Origin of the sequence: Streptosporangium sp. NBC_01755, from assembly GCF_035917995.1 — a bacterium.
In the GTDB taxonomy this organism is placed as follows: domain Bacteria; phylum Actinomycetota; class Actinomycetes; order Streptosporangiales; family Streptosporangiaceae; genus Streptosporangium.
This window is the reverse complement of record NZ_CP109131.1, coordinates 7,994,896-8,014,704: the sequence shown is the minus strand read 5'-3', so window position 1 is coordinate 8,014,704 and position 19,809 is coordinate 7,994,896. Positions and strand designations below refer to the sequence as shown.

Sequence of the window (19,809 nt, the reverse complement as noted above, 5' to 3'; positions counted from 1 at the left end):
GGAGATGTGATGAACAAGAGAAGGGGGCGGCTGCGCATCTATCTCGGAGCCGCCCCGGGGGTCGGCAAGACCTACATGATGCTCTGCGAGGGCCACCGCCGTCTCATGAGAGGCACCGACGTGGTCGTGGGCCTCGTGGAGACCCACGACCGTCCCCGTACCGCGGAGCTGCTCAAGGACCTGGAGATCATCCCACGCAGGAGCATGGCCCACCGCGGGTGCACGTTCACCGAGCTCGACGTGGACGCCGTCATCGACAGGAGGCCCAAGGTGGCGCTGATCGACGAGCTGGCGCACACCAACGTGCCCGGCTCGCGCAACGCCAAGCGCTGGCAGGACATCGAGGAGGTCCTCGACGCGGGCATCGACGTCATCTCCACGGTCAACATCCAGCACCTGGAGTCGCTCAACGACGTCGTCCAGGAGATCACCGGGGTGGCCCAGCGTGAGACGATGCCCGACGAGGTGGTGCGCCGGGCCGACCAGGTGGAGCTGGTGGACATGGCCCCGGAGGCGTTGCGCCGCCGGATGGCGCACGGCAACGTATACGCGCCCGAGAAGGTCGACGCGGCGCTGTCGAACTACTTCAGGGTCGGCAACCTGACCGCGCTGCGCGAGCTGGCGCTGCTGTGGGTCGCCGGCAAGGTCGACGACCAGCTCGACCGCTACCGCGCGGAACACGGCATCTCCGGCACCTGGGAGACGCGGGAGCGCGTCGTGGTCGCGCTGACCGGCGGCCCGGAAGGCGACACGCTGGTGCGCCGGGCCGCCAGGGTCGCGGCCAGGAGCAAGGGAGCCGACCTGCTGGCCGTGCACGTCACGCGCGCCGACGCGCTGGCCGGAGCGGATCCGGCGAGCATGGCCCGCCAGCGCACGCTGGTGGAGGACCTGGGCGGCACCTACCACCAGGTCGTCGGTGACGACGTGCCGCGAGCCCTGCTCGACTTCGCGCGCGGTGTCAACGCCACCCAGCTGGTGCTGGGGGCGTCCCGGCGAGGCAGGTTCGCCCAGATCCTCTCCCGGGGGGTCGGGGTGACCACGATCGCGCAGTCGGGGTCCATCGACGTTCACATGATCACACATGAGGAGGTGAGGAGAGGGCGCGACCGCGCCCCGTCGCAGGCCGCGCTGACCCGCCCCCGGCGGCTGGCCGGCTGGGCGCTCGCGATGCTCGGGCTGCCGATCCTGACCCTGGCGCTGTACCTCTTCCGCAATGATGTGAACCTGCCGAGCGACATATTGCTCTTCCTGCTCACGGTGATCCTGGTCGCCCTGGTGGGCGGCATGTGGCCGGCCGTCACCGCGGCCGTGTTCGGCTTTCTGCTGCTCAACTACTTCTTCACGCACCCGCTCGACGGCTTCACCATCGCCGACCCGGAAAATCTGTTCGCGCTGAGCGTCTACGTGCTGGTGGCCGTCATGGTGAGCGCCGTCGTCGACCTCGCCGCCCGCCGGACCCGGGAGGCGGCCCGAGCCCGTGCCGACGCGGAGGTCCTCTCCACCCTGGCAGGACACGTGCTCCGCGGCGAGCATGTGCTCGCCTCGCTGCTCGCCCGGCTGAGGGAGACCTTCAACCTGGCCTCGGTCACCCTGCTGGAACGGACCGGAGAGCCGGTGCCCGAAGACCAGTCCGACCCCGAGGCGTGGCGGATCGTCGCCGCCGCCGGCGTCGACGTGCCCTGCACCTCGCCGGGCGCCGCGGACACCGACGTGGTCATCGACGAGCAGCTCGTGCTCGCCATACGGGGCAGGCTGCTCGAGGCCTCCGACCGGCGGGTGCTGGAGGCGTTCGCCGCCGAGGCGGCAGTGGCCCTGCGGCAGGACCGGTTGGAGGAGGAGGCGGAGCAGGTCAGGCCGCTGGCCGAGGCCGACAGGATGCGCACCGCGCTGCTCGCCGCGGTCAGTCACGACCTGCGCACCCCGCTCGCCTCGGCCAGGGCCGCCGTGGAGGGCCTGCGAGCCACCGACGTCGACTGGTCCCCCGAGGACAGGGAGGAGTTGCTCGCCACCGCCGACGAGTCCCTGGTCAAGCTGGACCGCCTGGTCGCCAACCTGCTCGACATGAGCCGGCTGCAGGCGGGGGTGCTCGGGGTGACACTGGAGGCGACCGCACTGGAGGAGGTCGTGCCGCGCGCCGTCGACGACCTCGGCGACCTGTCCCGGCGGATCGAGTGGGACGTCTCCGCCGAGCTGCCCGAGGTCGTCGCCGACCAGGTGCTGCTGGAGCGGATCCTGGTCAACCTCATGTCCAACGCCGTCCGCTACAGCCCCGAGGACACGAAGGTCCTCGTCACGGCCAGCAGGCACGGCGACCAGGTGGAGATCCGCGTCGTCGATCGCGGCACGGGCATACCGTCCGAGGCCTACGGCCGGGTCTTCATGCCCTTCCAGCGGCTCGGCGACCGCGACAGCCACACCGGTGTCGGCCTGGGCCTCGCACTCTCCCGGGGGTTCGCCGAGGCGATGACCGGCACCCTGCTGCCCGACGAGACGCCCGGAGGCGGTCTCACCATGATCGTGACGCTTCCCGTCTCTCCGGACTCGCGGGCGCACCTCGTCGAGGAGGACCTGTGATCCGCGTCCCGGTCGCCAAGGGCCGCCCCTCCCCGGCATGGACGGGGTGGACGGCCCGCGCGGCCGGGCCGGCGTTCCGCTAAAGCGGGCCGGCGTTCCGCTAAAGCGGGTCGGCGCTGCCCGTCTGGGACTGTTTCGACCAGGCGAGCTGCTCGTTCCTGCGCAGCTCCTCCTCGGTGGTCTGCTCCACCCTGGCCATGGCCCAGCGCAGGATCGGCGGAGCCATGAGGGAGGTCACGATCGCCACCAGCACCACGATCGTGTAGACCTCGACGCTGAGAATGCCCAGCCGCAGGCCCACCATGGCCACGACCACCTCGATGACGCCTCGCGCGTTGAGCCCGGCGCCCAGGGCCAGGGCCTCCCACCGGTTGAGCCTGCTCTTATGCCGCAGTTTTGTGCGAGGTATCGCCTCATTGATCACACTTCACATGCCGGTTCCGGTGGAGGTGTGTTGGGGCTCGACACCGTCAGCCTGGCCACCCTCCTGTCGCCGGTGGTCGAGGGCGTGAGGCGACGCGGGGCCTGACGGCGGATATCAACCGAGATGACAGCGCTTGTGAGACAAAGGTGTCCACGAGTTGAGACGCCTTACCCGAAACGTGACTTGACGGCACCTTGAAGTTCAATCACTATAATTCCTATCAACAGAGTAGGGAAAATAGGAAGGGGGGCGTCGTGCGTGCGCTCATCCTCTTAGGCCTGGTCGGCTTCGCGGCGCAGCTCGTCGACGGCAGCCTCGGCATGGCCTACGGTGTCACCTCGACGACGCTACTCCTGGCCATCGGCACCAACCCCGCTGCCGCCTCGGCCACCATCCACCTCGCCGAGATCGGCACGACCCTCGCATCCGGCGTGTCCCACTGGCGCTTCGACAACATCGACTGGAAGGTCGTCGCCAAGATCGGTCTCCCCGGCGCCGTCGGCGCGTTCGTGGGAGCCACCTTCCTGTCCGGCCTCTCCACCGAGGTCGCCGCCCCGGTCATGTCGATCATCCTGCTCGCGCTGGGCGTCTACGTCCTGATCCGCTTCACGGCCTTCGGCCTCCCGCGCGGCAACCTGGGCAAGCCGCTGCGCAAGCGCTTCCTCGCCCCCCTCGGCCTGGTGGCCGGATTCGTCGACGCCACCGGCGGCGGCGGCTGGGGTCCGGTCGGCACCCCGGCGATCCTGGCCAGCGGCCGCCTGGCACCGCGCAAGGTGATCGGTTCCATCGACGCCAGCGAGTTCCTGGTCGCCGTCGCCGCCAGCCTCGGCTTCTTCGTCGGCATCGGCTCGGAGAACATCGACTTCTCCTGGGTGGCCGTCCTGCTGCTCGGCGGCGTCATCGCGGCCCCCATCGCCGCCTGGCTGGTCCGCCACATCCCGCCGCGCATCCTGGGCTCCGCCGTCGGCGGCGTCATCGTCCTGACCAACGTGCGGACCCTGCTGCGCAGCGACTGGATCGACGCCTCCGGCGGCGTCCAGGCGGCCGCCTACATCACCATCGCCGCCATCTGGGCCGCCGCCATCGCCTACTCGCTCCGTGAGTACCGCCGTGACCGCGACAACGAGATGGCCGAGGCGCTCGAGGCAGAGGAGCGGCGCCGCACCGAGGAGCAGGAGACCGCCGGCTCCCCCAGCTGAGCCCGGCGGCGCGAATCCGGCCGTGGTTCCGCGTGAAGGCCTCCCTCGCATGTGGCGAGGGAGGCCTTCCGCGTGCCGGGCCCCGGTCGAGCGCCGCCGGTGCCGGGCGTCGCGCGAAGGTCGTACGCCACCCGTACGAGGTCGTACGAGGTCGTACGAGGAAGCCGGAGGTGTCAGCCAGGGAAGGCGGAGAGGCCCTGCGGGCGGCGCTGGTGCCGATCTCACTGCCGATCTCATGCACATGAGGGATTACCTCCCGGCGGCGTGGTGCGGGTGCGCGCTTCATGTGGCGCGGGCCGATCACCAGGCGTCGCAGGAAGGGGCGAGCGGCCGGGGCAGGTGCTGGAATGTCGCGTGGGCTGAGCCGTACGGCAGAGCGGGGCAGGGCGGTCGGTGCGGCGGTGGCGCGGGGCCGGTCGCCGGGGTCCGTACGGCGGGGCGGGCACCTCGGATCGTCGCCGTGAGGTGCCCGCACGCTTCGGGGTCAGGGGGTGATGGCCACCTTGACCGCTTCGGAGTCAGGGGGTGATGGCCACCTTGACCGCTTCGGGGTCTTCGGTGGCGTAGGTGAAGGCCGCGTTGATCTCAGCCAGGGGGAAGCGTCGTGAGACGGCGCCGCCGAGCCGTACGGTGCCGTCGTTGATGAGCGCGGCGGCCTGGGCGAACTCCTCGTCGTTGTAGCCGAACGAGCCGCTCACCTGCACCGGGTGGGTAAGGGTGGGCACCGGGGCGGGGCCCAGGGCGGTGATGGAGATCCGCCCTCCCGGCCGGGTGGACTCGATGGCCTGGCGCAGGGCGGCGGGTGTGCCGGCGGCAATGACGGTCCAGGGGTATCGGCCGGTGAGGTCGTGGGGCAGGTGGACCGCCGAGGCGCCGGCGGCGTGGGCGGTGGCGTGGCGGGCCTTTCGTGGTTCGACGACGGTCACCTTCAGTCCGCGCGCGGCCGCGGCGGCGGTGGTGCAAAGGCCGAGAGGTCCGGCGCCGATCACCAGGAGCGGGTCTGCGGGGCGCGGGCCGCCCAGGGTGTTCAGGCTGTGTACGGCCACGGCCAGCGGCTCGGCCCACATGCCGTCGGTGATATCGGCTTCCTCGGCCAGGGGTAGGGCGTCGCCGGGTTCGGCGTCGCGCAGGATCACCTCCTCGGCGAAGCCTCCGGGGCGTTGGAAGGACAGGGTGAGTTCTTTGGAGTGGTCGCACAGGTGGGTGTGGCCGGAGGCGCAATACCAGCAGCGGTGGCAGGAGCGCATGGGGCGCAGCATGACCCTGGTGCCGGTGGGCAGGTCGGTGGCGCCGCCCGTCTCGGTGACGTGCGCGACGATCTCATGGCCGAGCACCTGGTGGGGGTCGGCGTCTCCGCTTCGGTAGGTGGCCAGGTCGGTGCCGCAGATGCCTGTGGCGAGTACGGCAAGGCGCACGTCGCCGGGTCCCAGTGGCGTTTCGGGGCCGGGGCCGACCTGGAACCTGCCGGGGGCGGCCAGCAGTGCCCGGCGGGGGCCGTGGTCAGCCATGGAGTTCTCCTGAACGGGTGAGGGCATCGGTGAGCGGGGCGATGGCGCCGCAGGGGTCGCGCAGGGACACGATGCTCACTTCGCGGGTGACCAGGGTGTCCAGGGCGGGCATGATGGTCTCCCCCGCGCAGGTCAGGCTCGCCACGCGTCCGCCTCGTCGTACCCAGCGGGAGGCCAGGTCGAGCCGTCCCCGCAGGGAGACGATGGTGTCGGCGCGGCCGGTGCCGCTCTGTCCGGCCATCGCGGCCCTCGCCGCCGCGAGGGAGAACTCGTCGTCGCCGGTGAGGGTCTCATCGGCGACGTGTACCGCGCCGATGCGGGCGTGTGCCAGGACCACACGCAGGGGTGTGAGCACCTGGGCCGGCCCAAGGACCAGCAGTGTCGTGTCGCCGGGATGGGCCGTGGTGTCCTGGGCGAGGATGTCCAGGCAGCCCAGGGCCGCGGCCAGGGCGTGTTCCATGCGCGGACGGTGGGGCACGTGGGGGGCGAGGGGTTGCCAGTGGCCGGGCGCCGGTGCGGTGGTGCACCAGGCGCTCCAGCCCGAGCGGCAGTTGTCGCAGGCGGAGCAGGCGCCGCACCAGGCGAAGGCGCGCCGGTCGCTGTCGATGCGGACGGCGGGCAGTGATCCGGGGGCGCTCATCGAAGGCCCGCCAGCAGTTCCTCGGCGCGGTTCATCATGTACGGCGCGGCGTCGCCGAGTACTTCCCAGGCCGGGTCGGGGCGGCGGCCGGTGCGGTGCAGGCGCAGGCCCATCGCGGTGATGCAGCTGAGGCGAAAACCCGCCAGGGCGCGGAACCAGTCCAGGTCGGGTACGGCGGGGCCGCCCGCGGCCAGGTAGGCATCGACGAGGAAGTCCGGTTCGGGTGACCACTGGGACCATTGGTGGCGGGCCGGGCTCCAGCTCTTGGGGTCGTACATCATGCAGATCCACCCGATGTCGAGTCCGGGTGATCCGATGGAGGCGATCTCCCAGTCCAGGACGGCGGTCAGGCTTCCGTCGGCGAACAGCCAGTTGTTGGAGTAGAAGTCGCCGTGGACGATGCTCATGAGGGGGGTGTGGGGTCTGGTGGCCAGGAGCCGGTCGTGGATCTGCATCCCTTGGGAGATCCATTGGGGGTCGTCGGATTTGAGCAGGCTGGGGGTCCAGAAGGAGATCTCGGCCTCCAGGTCCCTGGGGGTGGACCAGCCGGGGAGCTCACGCCGCCAGTCGATCTGGTGGATGGCGGCGAGTACGCCCATCGCTTCGACGAATACCGGTTCGAGGCCGGTGCCGTCGATCTGTTCGGCTCGTCCCTTGTCGAACATGTGGGTGGAGGTGCCGCGCATGTGCTCGACCATGTGGTATGGCACGCCGAACCATGACTCGTCCTCGTCGTACCAGCGGACCTCGGGCACGGGCAGGCCGGCCCGTTTGAGCGCCTGCAGCAGCGGGACTTGGCGCATGATGTCGGTGTTGCCTTGCCGTACGACGCCGGGTGGGGTCAGGCGTACGACCAGGCCCTCGCGGTCGCCGTGGTGGGTGATGTCGAATCCGTAGCTGATTCCGGAGTTGCCCGGCATCCGGCGTACGTCGCCTACCACCGCTTGTGGCCCGTAGTGGGTCTGTGCCCACGTGCTGAGCCGTTCGGTGAAGATGGCTTGGTCGGTCGGTGTTGCGCTCACGGACAGCCTCTTTCTTGGTCTTTGAGCCACGCCCTCGTCTCTTTTCCGGTGCGGGCGAAGCGCGGTGATCGCGCCGTGAAGCGGTGGCCGAGGTGTGCGCGGGCCACCGCCGGGCGATGGAGCGGCGAAGGCGCCGGGCTGCGGCGGTTCTTCGTCCTCGTCGTCGATCGTCATGTTCGGTGCGGTCATGAGGGCGCCCGGATCCGCCGGCACGAATCGATCGCGGGTGCCCGCGCTGCGCGAGGGCAGCGAAGTGGTTGTCAGGGAGTGGTTTTTCAGTAGGCGAGGAGTCGTTCGACGGCGCGGATGACTGCGGCCTGGTCAGGCAGCCACAGGCGTTCCAGGCCGGGCGCGTAGGGTGCGGGCATGCGGGTGGCGCCCACGCGGGTGATGGGCGCGTCGAGCAGTTCGAAGGCGTGCTCGCCGATGTGGGCGCTGATCTCGGCGCCGACGCCGAAGTCGGTGATGGCCTCGTGGGCGATGAGCAGGCGGGAGGTCTTGGCCAGCGAGTCGATGATCGTCTGGTAGTCCAGGGGGGTGATCGTGCGCAGGTCGACGACCTCGCATTCGATGCCGCGCCCGGCCAGTTCTTCGGCCGCCGCCAGGCAGACCTGGGCCATCCGCGAGTAGCTGACGATGGTCACGTCGGCGCCTTGGCGGGTGATGTGCGCCCGGCCCAGTTCGAGGTGTTGGCGGCGGTCGGGTGCGGGTCCGGAGGTTTCGTACAGGAGCCGGTTTTCGATGAAGACGACGGGGTTGGGGTCGCGTACGGCGGCGCGGAGCAGGCCGTAGGCGTCGGCGGCGGTGGAGGGCATGACGACTTTGAGGCCGGGGATGGCCGCGAGCAGGCCTTCCAGGCTCTGTGAGTGCTGGCTGCCCGAGGAGCGTCCGGCGCCGAACTGGGTGCGGATGGTGAGGGGCACCTGGACGGCGCCTCCGGTCATGAAGCGCATCTTGGCTGCCTGGTTCATGATCTGGTCCAGGCAGACCCCGACGAAGTCGAGGTACATGAGTTCGACGATGGGCCGCATGCCGGACATGGCCGCTCCCACGCCCATGCCCATGACAGCGGTCTCGGAGATCGGGGTGTCGATGAGGCGGCCGGGGAAACGTTCGTGCAGTCCCCGGGTGAGGCCGAAGACGTTTCCTCCGGCGGCCACGTCGATGCCGGCCAGGAAGACCGTGGGGTCGGTGGCCAGTTCGTCTTCCAGGGCGGTGCGGATGGCGCGGCTGGTCTTGATGGTGGGGGTCGGTGCGGCCGCCTGTGCGGGGACGGGCAGCGGGGATCTGGGGCCGGGGTCGGCGTAGACGTGGTCGCTCAGGGTCTCTGGGGCCGGCGGCGGGGAGGAGCGGGCGAAGGCGATGGCCTGCTCCACCTCGCGTTCGACCTCTTCGGTGATCTTGGTGAGCAGGTGGCCGTCGCCGTCGGCGTTGATCCGTGCGGCCAGGATGGCCAGCGGGTCGTTGGTCTCGCGGGCGGCCAGGTCCTCAGGTGCGCGGTATCTTTGCTGGTCGCCTTCGTAGTGGCCGCGCGCGCGGTAGGTCTCGGCCTCGACCAGGACGGGGCCGGCGCCTGAGCGGGCGTGGGCGATCTGGCGGGCCATGACGGCGGCCACGGCCTCCACGTCGTTGCCGTCCACGTGGGCATAGGCGATGCCATAGCCGCGTGCCCGCCCTTTGAGGGAGATCTCGCGGATGATGCTGGCGTCGGAGAACTCGGCGAAGTGGTTGTTCTCGCACAGGAAGACGATCGGGAGGTCTTTGACCGAGGCCAGGTTGACCGCTTCGTGGAAGGCGCCTTGGGCCACCGCGCCATCGCCGAAGAAGGCCACGGCGACCTGGGGGCGCTCGCGCAACTGCATGGCGGTGGCCGCGCCCGCGGCGATGGGGAGGCCGGCGCCGACGATGCCGTTGGCGCCGAAGACTCCCACGGCCAGGTCGGCGATGTGCATCGATCCGCCGCGGCCGCGGCAGCTGCCGTCGGCGCGGCCGAACAGTTCGGCGAACATTTGGCCCATGTCGGCGCCTTTGGCCAGGACGTGTCCGTGGCCTCGGTGGGTGGAGGTGATGATGTCGTGGGTGCTCAGGGGTGCGCAGGCGCCGACCGCGACCGCTTCCTGCCCGACTGAGACGTGGACGAAGCCGGGGATCTGCCCGTCGCGGTAGAACTGCGCGGTGCGCTCTTCGAAGCGGCGGATGCGCAGCATGCGCCGGTAGAGCTCGGCTCGTGGGAGGGATTCGTTCATGAGGGCGCCTCGCTTTCGCCGGGTGTGGTCTGGTGGATCGTTCCGTCCCCGGCGAGGTCGTCGATCTCGGCCTGGGTCAGTCCCCAGGCGGTCAGCGCGGAGACGGTGTGCTCGCCGGGCGAGGGGGGCGGTGTGGGCGTCTGGGGGACGGTACGGCTGAAGCGCGGCGCCGGCGCGGGCTGCGTGGCCGAGCCCACGCGCACGAAGGAGTCCCGTTCGAGGCTCAAGGGGTGCTCGGCCACCTCGGCCAGGGGCACGACCTCGGTCAGGCAGGCGTCGGTGCCGGCGAACACCGCCAGCCACTCGGCCTGGGGCCTGCTGCGGAACACCTCGGCCATGCGCTCGCGCAGATGCGGCCACAGGTCCTGGCGGTGCTGGCCGTGGGCGAACTCGGGATCGGTGTCGAGTCCGAGGCCGGTCAGCAGCCGGTGGTAGAACTGCGGCTCGATCGCGCCCGCGGCGACGTGGCGGCCGTCGGCGCATTCGTAGACGTTGTAGAAGTGGGAGCCACCGTCGAGCACGTTGGTGCCGCGTGCCGGCGACCAGACACCCTGGCCGGCCATGGCGTGGAACATGGTCATCAGGATGGAGGCGCCGTCCAGGATGGAGGCGTCCACCACCTGGCCCTGGCCGGAGGCGCGGGCCTCGTACAGGGCGCAGACCAGGCCGAAGGCCAGCAGCATTCCCCCGCCGCCGAAGTCGCCGGCGACGTTGAGCGGAAGCACGGGGGTCTTGGGGGTGCCGATGGAGTCGAGCAGGCCGGTCAGGCCGATGTAGTTGATGTCGTGGCCGGCCATGGGCGCGTGCGAGCCGTGCTGTCCCCAGCCGGTCATCCGTCCGTAGACGAGGCGGGGGTTACGCGCGGCGCAGTCCTTGGGCCCGATGCCGAGACGTTCCACGACGCCGGGGCGAAAGCCTTCGAAGATGATGTCGGCCGATTCGACGAGCCGAAGCACGGTCTGGGCACCGCGCGGGGATTTGAGGTCGATCGCCACCGACCGGCGTCCCCGGTTCATCAGGTCGGCCTGGGGCGGCAGCAGGTTGGCCGGGCTGTGATAGCCGGGCCGGTCCACGCGCAGCACCTCGGCGCCCATGTCGGCGAGCATCATCCCGCAGAACGGTCCTGGACCGATTCCGGCGATCTCGATGACCCGCACTCCGCTCAGCGGTCCTGCGTTCACAATGTCCACCCACCATCTGCACTCAGCACCGTTCCGGTGCAAAACGTCGCGTCTTCCGCGAGAAAGACCGCGGCGCGGGCGATCTCCTCGACCGTGCCGAAGCGGCCGAGCACGGTACGGTCCAGAATCCGGTTCCGTGCCTGTTCGCTGATGTCGGCCGTCATGTCGGTCTGGACGAATCCGGGTGCCAGGACGTTGACCCGGGTTCCTCCGGCGTTCTCTTTGGCCAGTGCGCGGGCCAGGCCGGTCATGGAGGCCTTGGCGCTGGCGTAGGCGCTGTCGCCGGGGAAGCCGATGATCCCCACGGCCGAGGACACGAACACCAGCGATCCGGCCGCCGACTGCCGCAGCAGGGGCAGTACGGCACGGGCCAGCAGATAGTTGCCGCGCAGGTTGGTCTCCACGACCCGCCACCATTCCTCTGGCGGCAGCGTCTCGATGCGTCCGCCCTGCCACATGCCGGCGTTGAGGATCACGATGTCCAGCCCGCCCAACCGCTGTTGGCAGCGGGCGGCCAGTGCCTGGGCGTCTCCGCCGAGCAGGTCGTACGGCTCGGCCACCACTGTGGCGGTGTCGCCGTCGTGGACGTCGGCCACGGCCTGGGCCTGGGCGCCGGCCTGCCGGTAGGTGAACATGACGTCCACGCCACGGGAGGCCAGTTCGGCCACGATCGCCTGGCCGATCCCCCGTGCTCCGCCCGTCACCAGAGCACGCCGGCGTGCGGGGCCCACTACCGGCCCGCCATGCCGTTGAGGATCAGTGTCAGCAGTCGTTCGGCTATCTCATCGACCGAGGTCGGGCCTTTGGGGTCCAGCCAGACGTAGGTGTAGTTGAGCATGCCGAGTACGCCCATGACGTCGATGGGGCTTGCGGCGTGAAAGGTACCGGCGTCGGTGCCTCGTGCGAAGACCTCCTCGAACAGGTTCTGGTATTCGCGGCGCAGGGCGCGCAGCCGTACGGCGCGCTCCCCGGTCAGCGAACGCATCTCGTGTTCGGCGACGATGACGTCGTCGCGGCGTTCGGCCAGGGTGTTGAGGTGGGCGTGGACGAGCCGCCGCAGTTGTTCCTGCGGCTCGTCGGCGCTGTCCACCGCGGCCCGGCCTCGGGCGAGGGCCTCATCGACGTGGCGTTTGCACAGGTCGAACAGCAGATCTTCCTTGGATCCGATGTGGTAGTAGAGGGCGCCGCGTTGAATGCCCGCTGCCTCGCCGAGTTCGGACATGCCCGTCCCGTGGTAGCCCTTTTGGGCGAAGATCCGGGTCGCCGCTTGCAGGATGCGGTCGCGGGTGTCCATGGGTTGGGGTGGCTGGCCGGACAAGGATGCGTCCTCCGTCTCGTCGGGATGCTGGGTGGTCATCGGTCAGTGGGCCCTCGTCGCGGTCTCGGGCACGGTCGCGGACGGGACGGGGTGGGTGGCGGTATGGGACTTCAGCACGGCGCGGGCCACCGACTGGCGGTGGACCTCGTCGGGGCCGTCGTAGATCCTGGCCGACCTGGCGCGGCGGTACATGTCCTGCAGGGGCAGGTCGGTGGTCAGGCCCAGCGCGCCGTGCACCTGCATCGCGCGATCGATGACGTCGTGCAGCATCTGGGCGCCGCGGAACTTGATCGCGCTGATCTCGGTGCGGGCCTCCTTGACACCGTAGTTGTCGATCTTCCAGGCGGCGTGCAGGGTCATCAGGCGGGCCGCGTGCAGGTCGGCCCAGGATTCGGCGATCCAGTTCTGCACGGTCTGCTTGTCGGACAGCAGGGAGCCGTGGCTGTAGCGGGTGAGCGCGCGTGCGCACAGCAGTTCCAGCGCCCGGCCGGCCTGACCGATCCAACGCATGCAGTGGTGGATGCGGCCCGGCCCCAGACGTTCCTGGGCGATGCGGAATCCCTGGCCGCGGGGGCCCAGCATGGCGTCGGCGCCCACACGGACGTCCTGCAGGATCACCTCGCTGTGGTTTTCCAGGCGTCCCCATTCGGGGCGTGAGTCCTCCAGGGTGCCGATCTCCCGGACGATCTTCAGGCCTGGGGTGGTGGTGGGAACGATGAACTGGCTGGCGCGTTCGTGGGGCCGGGCGTCGGGGTCGGTGACCGCCATGACGATCATGAAGTCGGCGGCCGAGGCGTTGGTGATGAACCATTTCTCGCCGTCCAGGCGCCAGCCGCCCTCCACCTGGGTCGCCCGGGTGGCCAGCAGGGTGGGGTCGGCTCCGGCGCCGGGTTCGGTCATGGCGTAGCTGGAGCGGATGCGCCCGTCCAGCAGCGGGACCAGCCACTGTTCACGCTGTTGCTCGGTGGCGTGCAGGGCGAGGATCTCGCTGTTGCCCGAATCGGGTGCCTGGTTGCCGAACACGTAGGGCGCCACGACGCAGCGGCCGATGATCTCGTGCATGAGGCCGAGCTTGAGCTGGCCGAAGCCGCGCCCGCCGAGCTCGGGGGAAAGGTGAGCGGCCCACAGACCGCGTTGCTTGACGGTCTCTTGCAGCGGGACGATGAGTTCGGCGAACTCCTGCCGGTCGGGCCGGTGGGACTCGATCGGCACGATCTTCTCGTCGACGAAGGTCTTCATCCAGTCGAGTTCGGCCTGGAACTCGGCGTCGGTCTCAAAGCTCCACATGTGATGTCCCCTCCGTCGCCGGGATGCTCCGCAGCGTCGACTTCTGTACCTTGCCCGAGGTGGTCCGCGGCAGCGGTTCCGGTCCGATCGCCCACACTCGGGGCACCTTGTAGCCCGCCAGGCTTTGCCGTACGTGGTCTTCCAGGTCGGCCGCCGTCGCGTTCTGGCCGGGGGTGAGCACGACGTGGGCCCGCCCGACCTCGCCGAACCGCTCGTCGGGGACGCCGACCACGGCGACCTCCCGCACGGCCGGGTGGGTGAGCAGGACCCGTTCGATCTCGGCGGGATAGACGTTCAGGCCACCGGAGATCATCATGTCCTTGGCGCGGCCGGCCACGTAGAGATATCCCTCGGCGTCCAGGGAGCCGTTGTCGCCGGTGTGCATCCAGCCCTCGTGCAGGGTCTGCGCGGTCTGGACCTCGGAACGGTGGTAGCCGATCATCGATCCGGGTGACTGTACGACGATCTCGCCGATCTCGCCCACGTCGGCGGTGGTGCCGTCGGGGCGCCTGATCTGGATCGTGGTCATCGACATCGCGCGCCCGGCTGAGCCGCGTTTGCGGACGGCGTTGGCCTGATCGAGGAATGTCATGATCATCGGCCCCTCGGTCATACCGTAGCATTGCGACACCCGGCATCCCGGGAGCGCCGCTTCGAACTCTTCGATGAGTTCCACCGGCAGCAGTTCACCGCCGGACATGAGCAGCCGGATCGTGCCGCAGGCGGCGGGCGAGACCAGGCCTGAGCGCAGCACCATGCGCAGCACCGAGGGCACGAGGACCACGATGGTGACCTGGTGGCGTACCAGCAGGTCGCAAAAGGCCGCGGGGTCGAAGGAGCGGCTGGGCATGAGGCTCACCCGTCCCCCGGTCCACAGCAGCGGCAGGGTGAAGTCGTGGAACCCGGCCGCCCAGCACAATGCGGGGACGCACAGGTAGGAGTCGCTTTCGGTCAAGGAGAAGTCGACGACCTGCTGGACCATGTTCCACATCAGGCTGTTGTGGGTGTGCACCGCGGCCTTGGCCAGGCCGGTGGTGCCTGAGGTGTATTGCAGCAGCAGCACCTCATCGAGGGCGATCAGCGGCCGGTGCTCCAGGGTGCCCGCGCCGCGCAGCACCTCATAGTCCTGGTGGCCGGATCCGGGCTGGGCCGCGCCCCGCGTGAAGACGCGCATGCGTGACAGTTCCGCCTGCTCGATCCCGGCCAGGCGGTCGGTCATCGAGGCGTCCACGACGATCCAGCCGGCCTCGGAGTCGTCACGGATGTGACGTACCTCCTCGGCGCTGAGCAGGTAGTTGACCGGGACGATGACCCCGCCCAGGGTCGCGATCGCATAGAACAGTTCGACGTATTCGACGCAGTTGGGCAGCACCACCATGACGGTGTCGCCCCGCTGGAAGTCGAGCACGGCCAGGCCGGCCGCGACCTGGTCGATGCGCGTGCCGAGCTCACGGTAGGTGATCTGCTGCTCTCCGAACGTCAGGGCCACCCCGTCGGGTGAGCGGGCGGCGCCCACGTCGAGTGTGCCGCGCATCGTGAAGCCGCTCATCGTTGTCCTTTCCGTTGGCGCGTCGTGGTCTTGTTCCGCGCGTTTCTCAGTGCACGGCCGCGAACATGACCGATTCCTCGGTGGCGGTGTCCGGGGAGAACTCGGCCACGATCCGGCCACCGCGCGCCACCAGGATCCGGTCGGACAGGGAGAAGATCTCCGGCAGATAGGACGAGATCAGCACGACCGCGACGCCTTGGTCGGCGATCTGGCGGATCAGCTGGTGGATCTCCTCGATCGAGCCGACGTCCACTCCCCGGGTCGGTTCGTCGAAGATGACCACGCGCGGGTCGCCGGTGAGCGACTTGGCCAAGACGACCTTCTGCTGGTTGCCGCCCGACAGTTCGATCACGCGCGCGTTGGGGTTGATGGCGCGGATCTGGAACCGTTTGATGAACTTGGCCGCGACCTCCTTGACCCGGCGCGTGCCTCGTAGCAGGGCCAGTCTCTTGGCCGAGGCGGCCTCACCGATCGCGATGTTCTCGGCGATGGACATGGTCTCGAAGAAGCCGTTGACCTTGCGGTCTTCGGTGATGTAGACGATGCCGTCCTGGATGGCCTGGCGCGGGACGCGGTAGCGTACGGGCCGCCCGTCGAGCAGGACTCTGCCGCCGTTGACGCGGTTGCGTTTGAGCGCGCCGGTCACCACCATGCAGGCTTCGGTACGGCCGGAGCCCACCAGGCCCGCGATGCCGACGATCTCGCCGGCGTAGGCGGAGAAGGACATGTTCTTGACCGTGGTGCCCATGGTCAGGTTCTCCACGCTCAGCACCTTGGGGCCGCGTACCGTGCCTTCTTCGGGCGGGCGGCGGGCGTATTCGACCGACCGGCCGACCATGAGGCGGATGATCTCGTCGCGGCCGATGTCGGCCGCTGCGGTGGTGAGCTGGTGGCGGCCGTCTCGCAGGATGGTGACCCGGTCGGCGATCTGCAGGGATTGTTCGATGGCGTGGGAGACGAAGATGACTCCGGCGCCGGAACGGGTGAGCTGGCCGATGGCGCCGAACAGTTGCTCGGTCTCTTCGGGGGTGAGGGTCGCGGTCGGCTCATCGAAGATCACGATCTTGGCGCGTCGGCGGATCGCGCGGGCGATCTCCACCATCTGCTTTTGCGCGCTGCCCAGTGAGGACACCAGCGAGGTGACCTGGACGGGGAAGTTCATCGACCGCATCAGCTGGCGGCCTTCGATGTTGAGCGAACGAAAGCGTGACAGCAGGGCCTCATCGCCCAGCCGCAGGTTCTGGGCCACGGTCATCGTGGGGACCAGGCTGGTCTCCTGATAGACCATCGCCACACCGTCGCGCAGGGCCTGGCTGGGATGGGTGTACTCCCGCTTGCGGCCCTCGATGTCCAGCCGCCCGCCGTCGAGCCGGACGGCGCCCGCGATGACCTTGCACAAGGTCGATTTGCCCGCGCCGTTCTCCCCCAGCAGCGCGTGCACCTCGCCGGGGTAGAGGGTGAAGTCGATGTCCTGGATGGCCCGCACACCGGCGTAGCTCTTGGATCCGGCGCTGATCTCCAGCAGGGGTTGTGGCGTCATCGTGGCTCCTCCTGTTCGGCGAGCACCATCCGCCCTCCTTTACTGACCATGACGATCCGGCCGCCGACGGCGTGGGCGGAGGTGATCCCGGTGCGGGCCGACCCCGTCCGGGCGTGCCAGCTTCGGGTGAAGGTGCCGTCGGGCTCCATCTGTGCCAGCAGGCCGTAGGCGCGTGAGGGCGCCCAGGGTTTGGTCTGGTTGAGATGCTTCATGGAGCCGATCTGCAGCGGCTCCCACCGCTCTCCCGTCGAGCGCAGCGCGGGTGAGATCCAGAACTGCGGCGGGACGGTGCGCACCATCTCCTCGCGGAAATAGTCCTCCCGCAGCACGAAGTCGATCAGGTGGGTGCGCAGCGCCATGAAGGCGAGCAGATATCCGCCGCGGCCGTCAGGTGACAGGCGCATGGGGTAGCCGGGCAGGTTCGGCAGCAGCGTACGGCCCGCGCCGCCGTTGAGGTCGAACGTCAAGACGCGGTGGCGCCAGGACTCCGACACCAGCAGCGTGGAGCCCGTGGGCCCTGCGGTGACCCCGGCCGGCCAGGCCAGGCCCGAGGCCAGGGTCTTGGCCCGCCCGGAGGAGAGGTCGATGCGCAGCAGGCTGCCCGAGGCGCCCTTGCTCATCAGGTCGTGCGCCCACTGCTGCGCGGAGAACCCCGTACTGCCCTGGGTGACATAGACCGAGCCGTCCACGCAGGTGAGGCTCGTCGCGCAGGACAGGGGGTGTTCGCTGACGCGCGTGACCCGGCCGTCGCGGGCCGTCAGCCGGTGAAGGCCTTCGCCTTCCACGGCCACAAAGTGGCCGCCGCTGCCGTCGGCGCAGATCGCCGAGGCCGGGCCGGGCAGCGAGGCGACCTGGCTGGTCTGCCCGGATCGCAGGTCCAGGCCGTGTACGGCGCGGCCCACGGTGAACAGCACCGAGTGCTCACCGGCGGGCGCCATGTCGTCGGGTTCCTCCTCGGTGCTCGACCAGTGGGCGCGCAGGGAGTCGATGGCGTCGTTGGCGGCCAGGCCTCCGTCCAGGGAGGGGATGGCGCGGTTCTCCGCCCGTGAGGGCATGAGGAACTCGGTGACGATGTTGAGGCTGCGGCGCAGCTCGGCAGTCAGATTCACGGGGTGCTCACCGCCCGCGCGTGACGCCGGGCGCCGTTTCGCTCTTGTGCGGTCAGCCGTACCCGGCCCAGGCGGTCGTTGGTGAGCCCGCCGAGGTAGAGGTAACCCTCGTGTTCGCGCATGGAGGTGATCACGGCGTGATCCTTCTGTTGTCCGTCCCACATGGACTCGACCACCTCTCCCTCCTCGGTGATCTTGATGACGCATGACGTGTTCAGGTTGGGGACGAGCCATTCGTCGAAGGGCAGTTCCTTGACCATGCGCCTGCGGAACTTGGGCATGGAGATGGCCAGGTCCCACACCGGTGTGCGCATGCCGGCGAAGGCCACCCAGTAGCCTCCGTCGGAGGCGCGGTTGATGTTGTCGGGGATGCCCGGCAGGTTCTCGATGAACGGCTCCAGCCGGCCCGCCTTGGGCCCGGCGATGTAGAAGCGGTCGATCCGGTAGAGGTTGGAGGAGTTGATGAGCACCGACATGCCGTCGTGGGAGACGCAGATGCCGTTGGGGAAGGCGTAGTTGCGCAGCGCGACGCTGGTCTGGCGGGTCTTGGGGTCGTAGCACAGCAACCGGCCGTTGGGCCGCGACTCGATCAGGTCCAGGAAGTACTCATCACCGTCGAACCTGGTGCTGGCGTCACTGAAGTAGATCTTGCCGTCGGGTGCCATGTCCAGGTCGTCGGCCAGTCGGATCGCCGAGTCGTCGTTGATGCGGTACCAGGTGCGTTTGACGTCGGTGGCCAGCGGCTTGACCTCGCCTTGCGGGCTGATGCCGTACAGACCCATGCCTGCCACGCAGATGGCCACATCGCCGCCGGCGTCCATGACCACACCGAGCGGGTGCCCGCCGATGCGGGCCACCAGTTCGGGCTTGGCGGCCGGGTCGTCGATGCGCCACAGCCAGCCGCGCCGGTCACCGCAGTACATGCGCCCCTGGTCGTCGACCACCACGTCCTCAGGGCCGTCGAGTTCCCCGGTCCCGATGGCCTCGGCCCCGGTGAGCCGGTCGTTCAGTGCCCACACGCTGCCCTTCTCATAGATGTCGGGCGAGGCTTTGAGCCGGAAGCGGCCGGGCGCCATGTAGATCTTCTGGATGGCCTTGCCGCGGTTCTTGCCCCATTTGAGGTCGAAGGCGGCGAACAGCAGCAGGATCACGGCCAGCACCATCGAATACACGTAGCGCGGCTGGGCCTGCAGCGTCAGTCCTTGAGAGATCGCGACCACGGCGAGCGCGCCGATGAGGGCGCGCATGGCCGTACCGCGGCCTCCGGCCAGGCTGACGCCGCCGAGCACGACGGCCGTAAGGACCGCGAACTCCATGCCCACGCCGGTGGAGGCCGAGCTCTGCTCCAGCCTGCTCGCGGTCAGCAGCCCGGCCGCGCCGGCCAGCGCGCCGGCGGCGGCGTAGGTGCTGAAGGTGATGCCGGGAAGGTTCATACCGGCCCGGCGGGCCGAGGTCCTGGAGGAGCCGATGGCCGTGATCCGCCATCCCCAGCGGCTGCGGCTGAGCAGGACGTGCACCACCATGGCCACGACGATCAGCCACACGAACTGGGTGGTCAGACCGGCGATCTGTCCGGCGCCCAGCATGTCCCAGGCGGGGTCGATCCGAGTGGTGGTGGTCAGTTCGGGACTGTAGGTCGCGTCGATGTACTCGGCCACCGTGCGATAGGCGAGCAGGGTCACCAGCGTGGTGATGAAGGGCCGGGTCTTGGCGTAGGCGATCAGCAGGCCGTTGACCGACCCGAGCAGCGCGCCCAGCGCGATGGCGGCGACGGCGACGACGGCGACCGGCCAGCCGAGCAGCTTGTAGCCGATCAGCGCGAAGCCGTTGACGACCGCGAAGACCGAGCCGACGCTCAAGTCGATGCCGCCGCCGATGAGCACGATCGTCATGCCGAGCGCGACCAGGCCGAGCTCGGCGAAGTTCTGGGACAGCGTCGAGGCGTTGTCCGGGGTGAAAAAGCCCTCGGTGGTGATGCTGAAGTACGTCAGGACACCGACCAGCAGCAGGCAAGGGACCACCGCCTCCATCCAGCGTTTGCCGAGAAGTTCGGCAAGGGATCGCTGGAAGGAGAACCTGTGTCGCCAGGACATACCGGTGAGAGCGAATGCATCCTTGGGCACGTGTCGTTCCCCATTCGTGAAGCGTGAATACCCCCAAAGGCCCGCAGGTGGAAGGGCGCCCACCCGCGGGCCCACCCGGGGGCCGGGTG

The 19,809-nt window shown here is 69.5% G+C and carries 15 protein-coding genes; 2 read left to right on the top strand and 13 right to left on the bottom strand.

The annotated features are described in order from the left end of the window. Nucleotides 1-9: 9 nt before the first annotated feature. Nucleotides 10-2,574, top strand: coding sequence for a DUF4118 domain-containing protein (locus tag OG884_RS36650; RefSeq protein WP_326640598.1), 2,565 nt, complete (start codon nt 10-12; stop codon nt 2,572-2,574). Between the two features lie 100 nt (nt 2,575-2,674). Here OG884_RS36650 and OG884_RS36645 read toward each other — a convergent pair whose 3' ends face one another. Beyond that, nucleotides 2,675-2,998, bottom strand: a complete 324-nt coding sequence (locus tag OG884_RS36645; RefSeq protein ID WP_326640595.1) for a cation:proton antiporter domain-containing protein — start codon at nt 2,996-2,998, stop codon at nt 2,675-2,677. 254 nt (nt 2,999-3,252) lie between these two features. Here OG884_RS36645 and OG884_RS36640 point away from each other — a divergent pair, with 254 nt between their 5' ends. Beyond that, nucleotides 3,253-4,197, top strand: a complete 945-nt coding sequence (locus tag OG884_RS36640) for a sulfite exporter TauE/SafE family protein (protein WP_326640593.1) — start codon at nt 3,253-3,255, stop codon at nt 4,195-4,197. A 518-nt stretch (nt 4,198-4,715) separates the two neighbouring features. On the opposite strand, the gene OG884_RS36635 is transcribed toward OG884_RS36640, so the two are convergent. From OG884_RS36635 to OG884_RS36580, 12 genes are all read right to left on the bottom strand, one after another. Beyond that, nucleotides 4,716-5,705 carry a zinc-dependent alcohol dehydrogenase gene (locus OG884_RS36635; RefSeq protein ID WP_326640592.1) on the bottom strand — a complete coding sequence of 330 codons (990 nt, stop codon included), beginning with the start codon at nt 5,703-5,705 and terminating at the stop codon, nt 4,716-4,718. Next, entirely contained in the window at nt 5,698-6,345 is a 648-nt protein-coding gene (locus tag OG884_RS36630) for a hypothetical protein (protein WP_326640590.1), read from the bottom strand. Before OG884_RS36630 ends, OG884_RS36635 begins: the two co-directional genes overlap by 8 nt. Further along, nucleotides 6,342-7,367 carry a phosphotransferase family protein gene (locus OG884_RS36625; protein WP_326640587.1) on the bottom strand — a complete coding sequence of 342 codons (1,026 nt, stop codon included), beginning with the start codon at nt 7,365-7,367 and terminating at the stop codon, nt 6,342-6,344. The genes OG884_RS36630 and OG884_RS36625 overlap by 4 nt, the downstream gene beginning before the upstream one ends. 275 nt (nt 7,368-7,642) lie before the next feature. Then, entirely contained in the window at nt 7,643-9,613 is a 1,971-nt protein-coding gene (locus tag OG884_RS36620; RefSeq protein WP_326640585.1) for an alpha-ketoacid dehydrogenase subunit alpha/beta, read from the bottom strand. After that, nucleotides 9,610-10,794 (bottom strand): CaiB/BaiF CoA transferase family protein, encoded by a 1,185-nt coding sequence (locus OG884_RS36615; protein WP_326640582.1) that lies wholly within the window; start codon nt 10,792-10,794, stop codon nt 9,610-9,612. The genes OG884_RS36620 and OG884_RS36615 overlap by 4 nt, the downstream gene beginning before the upstream one ends. Further along, nucleotides 10,791-11,498, bottom strand: a complete 708-nt coding sequence (locus tag OG884_RS36610; protein ID WP_326640580.1) for an SDR family NAD(P)-dependent oxidoreductase — start codon at nt 11,496-11,498, stop codon at nt 10,791-10,793. Before OG884_RS36610 ends, OG884_RS36615 begins: the two co-directional genes overlap by 4 nt. Nucleotides 11,499-11,524: 26 nt before the next feature. Further along, a complete protein-coding gene (locus tag OG884_RS36605; RefSeq protein ID WP_326640578.1) occupies nt 11,525-12,151 on the bottom strand; it encodes a TetR/AcrR family transcriptional regulator in 627 nt (208 codons plus the stop codon). 3 nt (nt 12,152-12,154) lie between these two features. Continuing rightward, the gene (locus OG884_RS36600; protein ID WP_326640576.1) at nt 12,155-13,399 is read right to left on the bottom strand and encodes an acyl-CoA dehydrogenase family protein; all 1,245 of its coding nucleotides are present in this window, start codon (nt 13,397-13,399) and stop codon (nt 12,155-12,157) included. Next, a complete protein-coding gene (locus tag OG884_RS36595) occupies nt 13,386-14,948 on the bottom strand; it encodes a class I adenylate-forming enzyme family protein (protein WP_326640574.1) in 1,563 nt (520 codons plus the stop codon). Before OG884_RS36595 ends, OG884_RS36600 begins: the two co-directional genes overlap by 14 nt. 46 nt (nt 14,949-14,994) lie before the next feature. Then, on the bottom strand, nt 14,995-16,488 hold the full coding sequence (locus OG884_RS36590; RefSeq protein WP_326640572.1) for a sugar ABC transporter ATP-binding protein: 1,494 nt from the start codon (nt 16,486-16,488) through the stop codon (nt 14,995-14,997). After that, entirely contained in the window at nt 16,485-17,597 is a 1,113-nt protein-coding gene (locus tag OG884_RS36585) for an SMP-30/gluconolactonase/LRE family protein (RefSeq protein ID WP_326640570.1), read from the bottom strand. The genes OG884_RS36590 and OG884_RS36585 overlap by 4 nt, the downstream gene beginning before the upstream one ends. Then, on the bottom strand, nt 17,594-19,720 hold the full coding sequence (locus OG884_RS36580; protein ID WP_326640569.1) for an ABC transporter permease: 2,127 nt from the start codon (nt 19,718-19,720) through the stop codon (nt 17,594-17,596). The genes OG884_RS36585 and OG884_RS36580 overlap by 4 nt, the downstream gene beginning before the upstream one ends. Nucleotides 19,721-19,809 lie beyond the last annotated feature (89 nt).

What these genes read in the sequence shown, in the direction of transcription:
- OG884_RS36635 (WP_326640592.1), bottom strand. Translation starts at nt 5,705, where the DNA reads ATGGCTGACCACGGCCCCCGCCGGGCACTGCTGGCCGCCCCCGGCAGG.
- OG884_RS36620 (WP_326640585.1), bottom strand. Translation starts at nt 9,613, where the DNA reads ATGAACGAATCCCTCCCACGAGCCGAGCTCTACCGGCGCATGCTGCGC.
- OG884_RS36595 (WP_326640574.1), bottom strand. Translation starts at nt 14,948, where the DNA reads ATGAGCGGCTTCACGATGCGCGGCACACTCGACGTGGGCGCCGCCCGC.
- OG884_RS36590 (WP_326640572.1), bottom strand. Translation starts at nt 16,488, where the DNA reads ATGACGCCACAACCCCTGCTGGAGATCAGCGCCGGATCCAAGAGCTAC.
- OG884_RS36630 (WP_326640590.1), bottom strand. Translation starts at nt 6,345, where the DNA reads ATGAGCGCCCCCGGATCACTGCCCGCCGTCCGCATCGACAGCGACCGG.
- OG884_RS36650 (WP_326640598.1), top strand. Translation starts at nt 10, where the DNA reads ATGAACAAGAGAAGGGGGCGGCTGCGCATCTATCTCGGAGCCGCCCCG.
- OG884_RS36605 (WP_326640578.1), bottom strand. Translation starts at nt 12,151, where the DNA reads ATGACCACCCAGCATCCCGACGAGACGGAGGACGCATCCTTGTCCGGC.
- OG884_RS36600 (WP_326640576.1), bottom strand. Translation starts at nt 13,399, where the DNA reads ATGTGGAGCTTTGAGACCGACGCCGAGTTCCAGGCCGAACTCGACTGG.